Source organism: Gimesia chilikensis (genome assembly GCF_008329715.1).
Taxonomy (GTDB): domain Bacteria; phylum Planctomycetota; class Planctomycetia; order Planctomycetales; family Planctomycetaceae; genus Gimesia; species Gimesia chilikensis.
Map to the genome: position 1 here is coordinate 625718 of NZ_VTSR01000006.1, position 13812 is coordinate 639529.

A 13812-nucleotide genomic window follows, 5' to 3' on the forward strand; every position below is an offset into this window, starting at 1 on the left:
AGCATCGCTGGAACAAAGCTCAGGGGAACAGGGAGGTCATCCCAAAACGGATTAAGGGCAGGACTTTTCGCAATAAACACTATCTAAATAGTAGAAACAGTTTGTGCGCGGGATGCAAGCAGGATTCCCTTGCGAATGACGGGAACCAAAAATTTTATCGCCGCCGATCCGTAAAACTTCCCCGCGAGGCAGGTTGTATCGACGGGCCATCAGAGGAGGATGCAGATCACAGGCATCCACTTCAGGTTGTGCTGAACCAGCTGAATCCCGGGATTTCGAGTGCCGCCAGCTTCCCTAAGACTATTGTATGCCTGTTGTACCTACCTTTATCATGAATTACGGACCTTTTCCACCGTTTTACTGCGAATAGAGATTCCGCCTACTCCCGCACCTGGCAAAACATTCGTTACATTTTCTGAATATTTTGTTTGACAGCTGATTTTTCGAGGGTAATATCGATACCAGCTCAGAGGTATGGCATTGTACGTACCTTTCATCTCATGACTGATACTGAACTTGAGGAAATCCGACCTTGTTTTCCGCTCATGACGTCTTAGAAACGACAACTCCCGCCGGGCTCTCAGAAGCAGATGCCACGCGGACCAAGTACGAGCGGATCGGAGAACATCTCAAGCGACAGATACGGGAAGGCCAGATTCTGCCGGGAACGGCCCTGCCTTCTGAACAACAGTTAGCCAGCCTGTTCGACAGCGCGCGGAGCACGGTGCGGCAGGCAATGGGACTGCTGGAACGCGAGGGCCTGGTGAGCCGGGTCCAGGGCAAAGGAACCTTTGTCAGTGACCAGGCCCGTCAACGACTCTCCTGCGGACTGGACATTCTGGCGCTGGTGATTCCCGAAGTCCTGTCCGGCTTCTACCCCTCGCTACAGCACAGCTTCGAAGAGTCGGCGAGCCAGACTCAGAATCAAATGCTGGTCTGCTGCACGCGAAACAACATCGATAAACAGGGCAACGTCATCTTACAACTAATCGATAACCAGGTCGGGGGCGTGGCGATCGTGCCCGCCAGTACGCCCCCGACTCCTGGTTATCAGATCCGTCAGCTGCAGAAAGCGGGGATTCCCGTGGTGCTCTGCCATCGTCCGGTGGAAGGCATTACTGCGCCACTACTGGGACTCCCCTTTCGCGAAATCGGCCGACTGGCGGGAGACGCGCTGGTGGAACAGGGACACCGCCGCTGCGGGTTCTTCGCCCCGCACCGTACACGGACAACCGATTTATATCTGGAGGGATTCCAGCAGGCCCTGGCCGACGTCGGCTGCACACTGGCAGAGGAGCACAGTTATTTCGGTGCACCCGGCGTGATCGACATGCAGGAACTGGATGCGGAGATCGCGTCCACCCTGCAGCAGATGCTGGAACAGCCCGACCGTCCGACGGCCATCTTCACGTCGTTCGATTCGATGGCCGAACGGATTTATCTGCACCTGACCAAAATGGGACTGCGGATGCCGGAAGACATCTCGCTGATTGGCGTGGGCGACCAGGTCCGTCACAGCGTGCTGCAGCAGCAGATCGCTTCTGTCACCGTGGATGAAACCCGCCTGGGACATCGGGCGGCAGAACTTTTAAACCAGATGCGAACAGGAGGCATGGCCATCGAAACCACACTGACGGAAGTCATGCCTGTCGAAGTTTACCAGGGGACGACCCTGGGACCTGTAAATACGAACGTTTGAAACTCCATAGATTCCGAAAGGGATTCAGCGCCTATCGAAGTGAGTTTGACCTGTCCAAGGTAAATCGTCGCCGGACATAAACACGTCCAGAATCAGCGCCCCGCTCTGTCGGGCCGGCGTCGCATTTTCCATCTGTTTGTGAGGGCTAAAAAATGCAAAGCAACGTCTTGAAACGTCGTGGATTCACACTGATTGAACTGCTTGTGGTCATCGCGATTATCGCGATCCTGATCGCCCTGCTACTGCCGGCGGTCCAGCAGGCACGAGAAGCAGCCCGCCGCAGTCAGTGTAAAAACAATCTCAAACAGATGGGACTGGCGACTCACAATTATCACGATGCCCATGGTGTCTTCCCCATCAGTCATGGGGATACCGGCAATTCGTTCGGCTGGCGGACGATGATTCTGCCTTATATCGATCAGGCGCCGCTCTACAACAAGATTAATTTCAGCGGGAACATTGTCGATACGGGTAACCTGACCGTGGCCCAGACTCCCCTGGCCGTCTACCGCTGTCCCAGCGATCCGACGCCGGATCGCGTGAGCGGAGGCAACCTGGTCTGGTCAAACTGGTGTTTTCCCGCAAGTTGTCCTTCCAGCTCCCGGAATAACATTGCCGTCACCACTTATAAAGGGGTCGACGGACGAGGCTACGACCAGACGGCGACTGCGTCACCCATTCCGCAGGGAATGTTCGACCGTCGGATGGGGCTGCGCGCCAGTGGTGGCGGGGGTTCGATTGTGACGCCCAACCGGACAATGAAAATGCGTGACGTGCTGGACGGCACTTCTAATGTGCTGTTTGTAGGAGAGAACTCTCCCGGTTTCCACGCCTGGTCTTCCTGGGCGGCCTGGCATTCCCCGATGACCACCGCTTATCCGATCAATCATCCGTTTCGCGTCTGGCCGAGTGCCCAGACCCGCATCAGTTCGGGAGCTCACGGCTGGGTCGATGGCTTTGCCTCTTCCAGTTATCACGTCGGCGGTGCGCACTTCATGATGGTGGATGGAAGCGTGCATTTCTTCAGCGAGAACATGGACTTCCAGACGTATCAGCAACTGGGAAATCCTCAAGACGGTCTGCCCACAGGTGGATTCACTTACTGATCGACACTCTCATCTCTGATTTATTCGCTGTTCGGAACGAGCCAGGAGTACGCCATGATTCCGTTTTGCCGCCTGACGATGACAGGCTCTTTGTTGCTGATGTTATTGATCGCGTCCGGCTGTGGCGGGAAACAGGAAGACCTGCCGGAAACCGTCGCGGTTTCCGGGATGGTGACCTACAAGGGAGCACCGGTTCCCGAAGCCACGATCATGCTCTACCCGGTCCAGGGACGTAAGCCGGCGTCGGGGCGAACGGATGCGGATGGAAAGTTCACGCTGACCACGTTCAATAAAGACGATGGTGCCCTGCCTGGCGAACATCAGGTGACGGTGAATGCGTTTCAGTCGACGCCTGAGGGGGTATCGATGAAAAGTTCCATCCCGATCAAGTATTCGAACCCGAGCAGTTCGCCTTTGAAGGTGACTGTTGCTGAAGGGGATGAGGATCTGAAACTGGAACTGACGGATTGAGGGTTTGAGAGCTGGTCGCCTGTCTCACAGTCAGTTTCCTACTCGCTGTGCTCGGCCCGAATTTTATTCGGGCTACCCTTTTTTTCTCATTACAGATATTCTTCACTGATCTTAGCACTGTGGGGCAAGCCAACAGTGGCAGCCGGTGATTGTTATGAGATGTCCGATGGGATTAGATCGTGTTATTGAATGCAGGCGTCTTCCTTTTTACCGGCGGTAGTGCCTTGCCGCTCAGTTTTTTTTGGTTGCTGGAATTTAGTTCGCTGCTTGCTCTTCCTCCACGATTGCGGGGGGCATGATTGTAGGGCGGTTGACGAGGGAGACGAGGACGAAGCTGAGCAGCATCAGCAGATACCAGGCGACGAGCTTGGTGATGGAGACGGGTTGCCATTGGTGCTGTTGTGTGGGGTAAACCCAGACATTGGCAAACGTCGAGATGTTCTCGGCGAACCAGATAAAGAGCGCAACGAGCAACCAGCCGACGACCAGGGGCATGTGTCGGTGAATCTGGTCCATGCGAAAATAGATCTGCACGCGGCCGAACATGACCAGGCTGGCGATAATCAGCAGCCAGCGGATGTCGGTGACGTAATGGTGTGAAAAAAAGTTGATGTAAATCAGCGTCACCAGCACGACCATGGTCCAGAGCGGCGGATAGCTCGAATAGCGAAAGTCGAAGATCCGCCAGACGCGGGCGATGTAACTTCCGACCGCGCTGTACATGAAGCCGGCAAACAGGGGGACGTTGCCGATGCCGATCACGAATGGTTCGGGATACTGCCAGGACTTAATGCCGTCGGAGGTTTTGAAGAGTTCCATGATGGTCGCGACAATGTGAAAGATCAGAATCACGACCGCCTCTTTCGGTGACTCCAGACGAAAGGCAAGCAGGAAGATCTGGAAACCAACGGCGGCCAGGAAGAGGAAATCGTAGCGGTAGAGCGATTCGAAGGGGTACCAGAAGCGGGTGATGATGATCATCGCCAGCAGGAACCCGCCGAAGATACAGGCCGAGGCCTGTTTGATACCGAAGAGCCAGAATTCATACAGGAATGTTTTCAGTGGTGTTACCTCGGGATGTTTTGGCTGGTGGGATGGTACCGCGAATTTTTGGGGTTACTACCACGAAAGGCACGAAAGACACGAAATTTTTTCTGCTGGGGGGCTGATGAAGAAATGTGGGATCAACAGGGTTGGGCTAACCTGTTTTCAGGTATTCATTCCTCGCTACAAGCGAGTGAGCTAAGAAAATTCCCCGTTCTTCTATCCGCGGAAGCTGTCGCGAGCGTTATCGGACAGACAGAGTCTCCATATGGTGGCAGAACAATCACAGGAAGTCCGTAATAGACCGATTCGGGTTCTTGATCGAGTTCCCACTGGCCTCCTTTGATTTTGATTATGGTTTCTCCGATATAGCAGGCCAGAAGATTCAGGAACTGACTTTCGGACTTCTTCAATAAATCGTCGGTATCCTGATAATGACTGAGAATCCACTCCTCCAGTGCATCGAGGCTTTCAGAGGAATAGTCATACTCCTGATCGCTCTCATTCATGAAAGACTGGAATTCCTGCAGAAAGTCTGGCAGGTAGTCGAGCCAATCCTGAAACTGTTGCCTCTCAGACATTTTGATTCCTTACTCGCAAATCGCTCTTGCTGAAAACTCGTTCCGTACAGCTTAATGATTGGCAGCCACAGAGGTAAGTTTCTTTTCCACAGAACGCTTGATTCACATTGGCTCAATTTGAGTATGGTTGGGGTTACTACCACGAAAAGCACGAAAGACACGAAATGTTTCTGCTCCCGTTTGACTCGTGTTCTGTGGACTACGGTCTCAACTGCTGAAAACAGGTTCCCTACAGCTTAACGATTTTCAGGTATGGGGGTGGGGTTTGTTTTTATAAAATTTCTGATTGGTCTGAATTCCATCGGCGGGCAATGGAAACCGTCAGGGGCAGTGTGTGAACTCATGAAGATCGGCTTTCACAGCTGAGATCCTGTGATCGCCTTGTTGTTCTTTCGTGAACGCAACACTGTCAGTTTCCTGCTCGCTGCGCTCGGGTCGAATTTTATTCGGGCTCACCCTGTTTTTTTGTGAGCGGGATGGGGTTAGGCCGTTGTTCTGGAGGTCGTCGTTGACCTTTTTACCGGCGGCCGGGTAGCGCTGCTTAATTCGGATGATATATAGCAAAGACGTTTCAACCGGGTCTAATGCCCTGCGGCTAATTTTCTTTTGTGCTGTTGAAGTCCTGCAAACAAGTAACTACCTACCCTCGTCTACGGTGAACACTTACAAGTCTAACACTGTCGACCTCATGATCACGCTGAAAACAATTAGAGAAACGCTACCGACGCCTTGCCGCTCCGGGTTGGTATTTGGTTTGTGGTTCCCCTGGGAGGTGAAACTGATGGAATATTTCCAGGCGGGCAGGCACGCAGGCTCTGCCCCTACATGGTCTGTTGAGTGCTGTTCGTATTTTCGAAAAGGGCAGTTGGGGGTCAAGACAAAATTTTGTCCTGATGTGGCCGGATTTTGTCCTGGTCTGTCCCAGATTTTATCCTCGTCTGACCGGTTTGTGTCCTGGTTTGCCCTGAACATGGAAGGACGAACTTTGCGAACTGGTGTGCTTTGCTCCAGTAAACAGTCAGTGAAAAGCGATGCGGATTCAGCTGTTGTTTCAGCACTGGTGCAGGATGTTTCGGTGCAGATCACCTGTCTCGCGCGCGAGCCAGATGCGAAACAGGATACGTTTCGGCAGAAGCGATTCCAGTTCAATCTGTTCCCTTTCAGAGACAGAAGTGAACTGAAAAACGGGAAGTGGATGCGGAGGAAACTGATGAGGAATCGTTTGAAAGCGCATCAGGCGGGGCGCAATAAAAAAGGGGAACAGGTACAAGACCTGTTCCCCGATCGGAACTGGGGTTGGCTCCAAGCCAGCCCCCGCACACTTCCGTTACTCAGCGGTGAGTGCAGCCGTCTGTGGTGCAATCACCAGATCGATGGGATTAGAAACCGCTTCGTCGCCCCGCACCACGATCATTGTGGCTTCTGCAGCATCGACGAGTGGCAGTTCCGGAACCTGAATCCGAACACCCAGATCGTACCAGCCGTAGATCTCAGCTTCGAAGTTCATTCCGTTCATCGAGATCAGCACTTTGCCGGGCTCCGGTCCCAGACCTTCGCCTGCCAGGTTGATCAGGGCACCGCTCACGACGACGTCGGAATCAGACGAGAACAGGGCGGGATCGACGGGCAGAACATCAACACGCGGCATGACAGCACCGTTGTTTTCCTCGAAGGCTTCGGGGATTTCGCGGTGCGAATCGATCAGCACGTGCAGTTGTTCGAAGGGAACCTGGTTTCCTTCTGCATCGGTCGACATCATGCTGGCTTCGAATGGCAGACGGATGTCGACAGACTGAATCTGACCAGCGGCGATGTTATCAACCCGCGTACCTGCTTCAGGAACACCTGCGACCGCATCACGAGTGTTGGAGGCCAGCAGCATGACATTGAAGGGAGCGTTGATATCGACGTTGCTGTTATTGCGGAACCAGACGCGGTAGCGGGGACCGAGTTCCTGTTCCGGGTGACCGGAGTCAACAAAGCGGACAGCCAGCATCTGCAGGTCGAGACCCGCGTCAATCACGATGGGTTCCACGTCAACCCAGGTACCACAGGTGACGATGGGCAGCGGCTGCCAGACGGGGCAGTCATACCAGACCCAGGGACCACAGGGATCATAGATAATCGGACGACAGAGCAGTGGACGAGGATCGCAGATCGGGTGACACCAGTCCCACCAGCACCAGTCAACCCAGGCACTCCAGTGCGGGCTCCAGCAGTAGCTGGGGTAGAACCCGGAACCGGCGTAGAAGAAGCCGAAGTGAGTGTTGACGAAGGAATTGTTCATTTTGCCGAACAGGCTGCGATTCCGCCATCCGCCATGCTTGAGCAGATTCTGGTTCAGTTTCAACTGACGGGCGACGTCACCTTTTTTGTGCAGTTCAAACTGTTTCTTGAGGTGCCAGTTTTTGTTCTGCTTGCTGTTAATCAACGCATTCAGCTGACCGGCTTTCAGTTTCTTATCAAGGTTGCCGTTGATCGGCTTGATGTTTTTGCCTTTGAAGAAATCTTTATCCAGGGGAACGCCGTTCTTACCCAGCCAGTTTTTCGCAGGACCTTTGGGACCGAACTTGTGGTCTTTTCCCTTGATCAGGTCTTTGTGTTTGGAAAGATCGATGACACCAGGATATCTGGTTTTTCCCGAATTCTTACCCGGCTTGCCGAGCAGATCATCGCGAGAGATACCTTTGACGGGTGGAACGCGATTTCCCTTACCAGGTTTGAAAACATCTTTGCCTTGTTTGAAGACATTATTTTTGCCGTTGAAGTCTGGTCGAGGACGGACCGTATTCTTCCCGGGCTTGGGAACAAACTTGCCGTGATCCGGTTTGCGATCGGGAATCTTCAGGCCGGGTACTTTGCGGTCCGGGATTTTCCGGTCGGGAACTTTGCGATCAGGAATTTTGATCTCAGGACGTTTGCGATCCGGAACTTTAAAGTTGGGATTTTTGAAATCCGGTCGTTTGCGATCGGGAACGCGTGGCTGCAGGTCTTTGGTGCCGAGATTCAGACCACTGCTCTTGCCGAACTGCGGCATTTTGAAATCGGGCCGCGAGGATTTCGGTGCAACCTTGAAGGAAGGTCGGGATTTTTGAGCCCCACGATCAAAGGACTGCGGTGTTGATTTGCCAGTACTCTTTTTGAAATCGCGGATCACACGTTGCGACTGACTGCGTGATGAGTATTTGGGCTGACTACTTTGTTTTTGACTTGAACTTTTAAAACGACTTGAGGAACTCTGTGAACGAATTGAGCGACTGGAACTGCCTTTGTCACTGCGGCTGGAACTGCTGCTGTTGTCGCTGCGTCGGGATGACTTGTCGGCTGCGAAGGCCGGGGCACCACAGATGCCACCTGCCAATGCCAGCGAAAGCAGGATTCGAAACGGCCGTCGTAAGCTACGTTTTTTTCTCTGGATCATCTTGACTCTCCCCCTTAAGGCTAAATCTTAAAAGCCCGCGTTGTGATGTGAACGACATTTGGGAAGAGCGTAAAATATGCCAATTATGACGATTTGACGTGGTGGCCTGACAAACAAAGCCACAAGCCATATGTATAAAGCAACTTATAACATTTCCCCCAACAGGGAAAGCAGTCAAGGATTTTCTTGTAAATTCCACAAAGCAAACCGGAGCGCCATCAGAATGAGAGCACCCCAAAATCAAATTCGCAGCAACAGACCGGTTGAATCAGGAAGATTTTGCCGAAGCGAGCGACTTGTCGTTCTGCGACTTCCGCCAGTCGTTCAGGCGGCGGAGCAGAGCGTCGCGGGTCTGTTGATGAGCGGGGTCCTCGGAGAGGTCGTGCATCTCCAGAGGGTCATTTTGAAGATCGAAGAGCTGGACCCGATCGAGGTGCGGATAGAGGATCAGCTTCCAGCGGTCGGTACGGATCATGCGCTGGAAGTCGCGGAAGTAGCCGTAGATTTCCTCGTAGATCTCCTCCTGCTTTCCGGTGAGGACGGGTTTCAGACTTTTGCCTTCGACCGATTTGGGAATGGGGATGCCTGCGAGGTCACAGCTGGTGGGATAGAGATCGCGGAGATAGCACTGCGCGGCCGAGCGTTGATCGGCGGGGACGCCGGGACCGACGATGATCATCGGAACGTTGATCGTGTGTTCGTACATGTTCTGCTTGCCCCGCAGTCCGTGGCTGCCGACAGCGAGGCCGTGATCGCTGGAGTAAATCAGAATGGTATTGTCCCACTGTCCCGATTTCTTCAGGGCTTCCACAATCCGTCCGACTTGCGAGTCCAGATGCGAAATCACCGAGTAATACAGGGAGAGATCGTTCTGTACGACCTTCTTAGTTCGAGGCCAGGGCAGCAGTTTTTCATCGCGACCGTCGAAGTTCCCGTGATCAAAGGGGTGCTCGGGCAGGAAGTTTTTGGGAACGGGCATTTCGTCGGGGTTGTAGTATTGTTCGTAGCCGATGGGCATGAGCAGCGGATCGTGGGGGGCGGTGAAGCAGACGTGGAGGAAGTAGGGTTTGCTGTGTTTGCGTTCGATGAATTCGATGGCTGCGTCAGCGAAGTGTTCGCTGATATTGGAGGTCAGCCCGACCCCTTTCTCCGGGAAGAAGTGACGCTCGTCATCCTGAAAGATCCAGCCACGGTAGCCGGTCACAAGCAGACCGTTGCCATCGTAGGAGGGAACCGCCCAGCGACCGCCGCCGCCGGTAAACAGTCCCAGTGTCTCATCATAGCCCCGGATTACCGGCTTGCCGTCATTGTGCCACTTCCCGACAAACCAGGAGTTGTAGCCCGCTTTGTGCATGGTTTCGGACCAGGTGGGGAGATCGGATTTGATCGGCTTGCCGAAGTCCATCGAACCGTTATGGAATCCACCAACACCGGTGAGGATTTCCGCACGACTGGGGGTACAGATCGGATTGGCACAGGTCGCGCGGGTGAAGCTGGTTCCCTGTTTAACGAGTTGATCCAGGTTGGGGGTCTTGATGACCGGGTTTCCGAGGGCGGCGATGGTATCGGGGCGCTGGTCGTCCGAGAGCAGCAGGATCACATTGGGTCGCCGGGGCGTTTCAGGCTGCGCATCAGCGGCGAAAACGAGGGAGCAGGAGAGCGTAAACAGTGTTGTTAAACCAACTAAAATCGCAGATCGCATTCTCTTCCCCTCTCAGGCCCCCGGGTCGAGGAGCCGGTTTGAATTCGTCTTTCACTAAATCCGTATTACTGATAACTTTTGTGCCGGAAATACCTCAGAAAAAGCACATTCATTAGTTTTCTTTATCTATTCTGGACAATGTCGCCATGCAGGGCAAGCGTTATATCAGCTGGATGATCGGAATTGTGATTCTTGCCGGGACCGGCTGGTCCTTTTTGAACAAGCAGCAGAACGAATCGTCGGAAAAGGTGGAAGACGTCAAACCTCCCGGAGCGGTCGCGGAACAGACTCAGCAACCGCCTGTGGAAGTCGCTCCGGTTTCACTGCGTGAAGAAAAGTTAGAGGTGCTGGAGCTGAACCTGGCCGTCAATCAGCGTTTCCCGATGATCAAGACGGTGGAGCAGACGCTGTCGCAGGCCTCGGCTGCCGGGGTCGTGCAGAGTAAATCGAAACTGGAGCTGATTCTGGCACTGACGGTAGAGGAGCTTCACGATGACGGTCGCAAGCGTTTGCGCGTGCAGTATTCGGGGGTGAAATATTCACATGATATCGCCGGCGAGAAAGTCTCGTTCGATTCCAATCGTAGCTCGGGCCCTGCACCACCGGAGGTCCAGGCTTACCAGGGGCTCGTGCAGAACGGGTTCTCCTTCTGGATTGGACCGGATAACAAAATCATCGAGCTGGTCGGCTTTGATCAGTTTATGCAACGCTGTCTGCAGAATACGCCGGTCAGTCAGCGGGAAACCGTGCTGGCGAAGATCTCTGAAACATCGGGAGACGACGGCGTGGCCAACTTCATCGACGACAGTATTGGTCTGCTGCCTTATAACATCAACAAGGAGCATCAAGGGGGCGCGGTGCGTGTGGGCGAGAGCTGGACGAAAACCCGGCGCCTGACGCAGCCGATTCCGATGGTCCTGAAGACTGAGTACACGCTGCGGGAGCTCAACGAAAATATCGCCCGGATCAATATTGCCGGTGACATCGCAGCTTCGAAGATCAGCAGTCCGATCAACCAGCATGGGAAATCGGTGCAGTTGTTTATCCGGGGCGGGAAATCGTTTGGCAGCTGTCTGATTGATCGCCAGACGGGGCTGCCGCTGGAATCCAAGATTGACCGCTTCCTCGAGACGACCGTCAAACTGGAGAACGGCAAAGAATTCGAACAGCAGAAACAGATCGTGACGACAATCCGGGCCTTTCCACATCAGGAAGAACGCCCGCTGGGTCCCTCGGCGAAGATTACGCCGCGGAGTAATCCAAAGCCGGCTGCGAATTGATTGACGTATTTTTTGCTACCACGAAAATCACGAAAGGCACGAAAGGGGGGATTCGACTTACATAGCATGATACCACTTTGATTCCAGTGCCAAACTGGAGAATCAATCTGGAGTCGGTGAAATTTGAGTTTGCCCATGGTAACCGGTTGACCAGAGAGTAAGATGAAGGTAGTCACTTCTCTCTTTTATCTCATCAATGAAGCCAGTTTCATGTCGGCATTTCGTTCACAAATCTGGTCTCTGATCCGAGGGATTAAGAACCTCGGTGGGACTCTTTCACTGGCTGCCGGGTTTGCGTTACTGGCCCCTGTTCTATTCGCTGTGACAATCATGTTCGTCATGATTTTTTATACGGCTGCTAAAAGCTATATCCTGGATCAGCCCCTTGACCCTTTCCAGACTTTTGAATTGCCTCATGGCAGAACGCTTACACTCTATGCAGAACATGAATGGTTCTATGAACCTCCCGGGTATCTCTATTTCGATGTAGTCGAAGATGGAAAAGTAATCGTTGAGGAGAGAGATTTCTGGGGTGTAGGACCGGAACGGATTCCGGAACTAGAATACAAAGCAGTCACTTCTAATGACGGCAATCTGGTCGCGATCCTCTATCAAACAAATGTCGTGATACTGCACGATTTCAAAACTAACCGAACGTGGCCTGGCCCCGAAGGAAAAAAGTGGAACGAAACCGATTTGACCTGGGATGATTATGTTCTGCTGCGGGAATTGCTCAATCAATTCGAAGCAGAAGGCAAGACGCTCTATTGCAGTCTGCTGGGGGAAAATAAGTTTAGAATTGTTTGTTCCTCTGATTACCAGTTCCATATCCGACGTGAATGGGAAAAGCGAAAAGGAGTGCCGGGCTTCCAACTGCGAGTCCGTCTGTTCAAAGAACAGACAGAACTCGTAACGCTGTTCGTCACAGAGTACCGCCCGATTAAAACTGACAAAACAAACAAGAAACAGAGCCTGCAGGACCTGTTTGATCAAAGCCAACATTGGACTGACTGGAATTCAAACTGGAAAGCAGGCTGGCTGGATGCTAATACTTTTGCGGCCTGGAATCAGGATCAGGGAGCACGGGCCTGGCAAGTGGATGCTGAGGGCAATTACACGGAACTGCCTGCACCGCTGGAAGACAAAATGCTGACAAAGATGCAGAGACTCCCTCAGAGCCCCTGGCTATATCCGACAGCGTCTGAAGTCAAACAGACAAGTAACAAGAACGAGTGATACTGTGTGACATCAGACGGTCAGCAGTCACGCAGCTGAACGCAGTGATTCGGGAGCTTCGTCTTCCTGTTCTGCGGCGAACTTCTGGCATTCCTGAATGACGTCTACCACGAACTGTTTGGCTGACAGGTGCTCCTTGAGGTAGCTGGAGACCTTCTTCACGCGCGATGTGAAGTAATACGGCCGCAGGTGATACTTCAGAGGAGTAGCCGCGTTGATGACCTGCATCGTTTCGCGGTAATTATCCGGATCGATGGTGAGTTCGGTTGAATCGCTGCAGGAGAAGAGCATCTGCAGGTTGGGATCTTCCTGAGTGCCGAACTGCTGCACCAGCTTGAAGCCACAGCTCTCGGCCAGCATTTTGAGGCTGGAGGGAGTGAAGTTATGAATGTGAGCGTAATGGAACATTTTGCTGCGTCGGGCAAAGGGAGCCGCGATGTTCGGACATTCGACGTAGAACAGTCCGTTGTCGGAGAGCATGCCGCGAATGTATTCGAGGGCTTTGCGAGGCGAGTTAAAGTGCTCAATCACGTGGACGAGCAGAATCAGCTCATGGCTCTTGTCGCGGGGCTGCTCGAAGAGATCTCCGCGGACGACGTTGGTCAGGAGTTGCTGCTGCGAATAATTCTGGAAACCTTCGCCCGGTTCAATTCCCCGCGAAGCGTGTCCATTCAGTTCAAAGACTTTGACGGTGCAGCCAATGCCTGCACCGACTTCGAAGACTTCCATATCGGGTTCGATGTGGGGCTGCAGTTGACTGAAAATTCGTTCGCCGTTATTCCAGGCCCGCATCACGCGGCGATCGGAAGGAGTCATTTCGCCGTGGTAGCTCTGGCGATACTCGGTGGCATAATAGCGGGCAAGCTCTTCGTCGCTGGGAACCTGACCATGGGCGACCAGGCCACAGGTCTTGCAGATCACGCTTTCCAGAGGCTGGTGGTGTCGGTCCCGGGTTCCAATCTGTTCAAACTCGGTTCCTGCACAGAGATCGCATTGCTTTTGTCCCATTTGATTCACCACCGTTTTTCGCCTGTAATTCGAAGAATTCTACTGTCTAGGCCCCTTGAATTTCAGCGGAGCCGTAATAGAACGGGTCAGATTGGCGTGAACACTAATCAGAGAAGCAAAACAGGTCAAGATGAATCAATCCAAGGCGGTTTCCGCAGGGAAGTTAGTAAAATTCATCTCATCGTTACGATTGTGAGTGCGCATCGGACTTTCGCCTCGACCAGACGGGGCAGTGTGTTGAGTTTCCGGGCTCAGACAGGTACT

The 13812-nt window shown here is 53.2% G+C and carries 10 protein-coding genes; 5 read left to right on the plus strand and 5 right to left on the minus strand.

Annotated elements, in window-relative coordinates; genetic code table 11:
* Positions 1-532: 532 nt before the first annotated feature.
* From FYZ48_RS09440 to FYZ48_RS09450, 3 genes are all read left to right on the plus strand, one after another.
* A complete protein-coding gene (locus FYZ48_RS09440; protein ID WP_149339671.1) occupies positions 533-1699 on the plus strand; it encodes a GntR family transcriptional regulator in 1167 nt (388 codons plus the stop codon).
* A gap of 152 nt (positions 1700-1851) precedes the next feature.
* The gene (locus tag FYZ48_RS09445; protein WP_149339674.1) at positions 1852-2805 is read left to right on the plus strand and encodes a DUF1559 domain-containing protein; all 954 of its coding nucleotides are present in this window, start codon (positions 1852-1854) and stop codon (positions 2803-2805) included.
* 54 nt (positions 2806-2859) lie between these two features.
* Entirely contained in the window at positions 2860-3276 is a 417-nt protein-coding gene (locus FYZ48_RS09450) for a carboxypeptidase-like regulatory domain-containing protein (RefSeq protein WP_149339677.1), read from the plus strand.
* 255 nt (positions 3277-3531) lie between these two features.
* Here FYZ48_RS09450 and FYZ48_RS09455 read toward each other — a convergent pair whose 3' ends face one another.
* From FYZ48_RS09455 to FYZ48_RS09470, 4 genes are all read right to left on the minus strand, one after another.
* Positions 3532-4338, minus strand: coding sequence for a DUF817 domain-containing protein (locus tag FYZ48_RS09455; protein ID WP_149339679.1), 807 nt, complete (start codon positions 4336-4338; stop codon positions 3532-3534).
* A 155-nt stretch (positions 4339-4493) separates the two neighbouring features.
* Complete coding sequence (locus tag FYZ48_RS09460) at positions 4494-4901, minus strand: hypothetical protein (RefSeq protein WP_149339681.1); 408 nt, start codon at positions 4899-4901, stop codon at positions 4494-4496.
* 1327 nt (positions 4902-6228) lie between these two features.
* Positions 6229-8322: a hypothetical protein gene (locus FYZ48_RS09465; protein WP_149339684.1), complete on the minus strand. Its 2094-nt coding sequence runs from the start codon at positions 8320-8322 to the stop codon at positions 6229-6231.
* A 268-nt stretch (positions 8323-8590) separates the two neighbouring features.
* Positions 8591-10024 carry a sulfatase-like hydrolase/transferase gene (locus FYZ48_RS09470; protein ID WP_149339686.1) on the minus strand — a complete coding sequence of 478 codons (1434 nt, stop codon included), beginning with the start codon at positions 10022-10024 and terminating at the stop codon, positions 8591-8593.
* Positions 10025-10170: 146 nt separating this feature from the next.
* Here FYZ48_RS09470 and FYZ48_RS09475 point away from each other — a divergent pair, with 146 nt between their 5' ends.
* Together FYZ48_RS09475 and FYZ48_RS09480 are read left to right on the plus strand one after the other, a co-directional pair.
* Entirely contained in the window at positions 10171-11304 is a 1134-nt protein-coding gene (locus FYZ48_RS09475; RefSeq protein WP_149339688.1) for a DUF6263 family protein, read from the plus strand.
* Positions 11305-11514: 210 nt separating this feature from the next.
* Positions 11515-12540 (plus strand): hypothetical protein, encoded by a 1026-nt coding sequence (locus tag FYZ48_RS09480; protein ID WP_149339690.1) that lies wholly within the window; start codon positions 11515-11517, stop codon positions 12538-12540.
* A 27-nt stretch (positions 12541-12567) separates the two neighbouring features.
* On the opposite strand, the gene FYZ48_RS09485 is transcribed toward FYZ48_RS09480, so the two are convergent.
* On the minus strand, positions 12568-13548 hold the full coding sequence (locus FYZ48_RS09485) for a class I SAM-dependent methyltransferase (protein ID WP_149339692.1): 981 nt from the start codon (positions 13546-13548) through the stop codon (positions 12568-12570).
* Positions 13549-13812 lie beyond the last annotated feature (264 nt).

Coding starts and splice junctions, on each gene's coding strand:
- FYZ48_RS09445 (WP_149339674.1), top strand. CDS start 1,852: ATGCAAAGCAACGTCTTGAAACGTCGTGGATTCACACTGATTGAACTG.
- FYZ48_RS09450 (WP_149339677.1), top strand. CDS start 2,860: ATGATTCCGTTTTGCCGCCTGACGATGACAGGCTCTTTGTTGCTGATG.
- FYZ48_RS09460 (WP_149339681.1), bottom strand. CDS start 4,901: ATGTCTGAGAGGCAACAGTTTCAGGATTGGCTCGACTACCTGCCAGAC.
- FYZ48_RS09465 (WP_149339684.1), bottom strand. CDS start 8,322: ATGATCCAGAGAAAAAAACGTAGCTTACGACGGCCGTTTCGAATCCTG.
- FYZ48_RS09470 (WP_149339686.1), bottom strand. CDS start 10,024: ATGCGATCTGCGATTTTAGTTGGTTTAACAACACTGTTTACGCTCTCC.
- FYZ48_RS09475 (WP_149339688.1), top strand. CDS start 10,171: ATGCAGGGCAAGCGTTATATCAGCTGGATGATCGGAATTGTGATTCTT.
- FYZ48_RS09480 (WP_149339690.1), top strand. CDS start 11,515: ATGTCGGCATTTCGTTCACAAATCTGGTCTCTGATCCGAGGGATTAAG.
- FYZ48_RS09485 (WP_149339692.1), bottom strand. CDS start 13,548: ATGGGACAAAAGCAATGCGATCTCTGTGCAGGAACCGAGTTTGAACAG.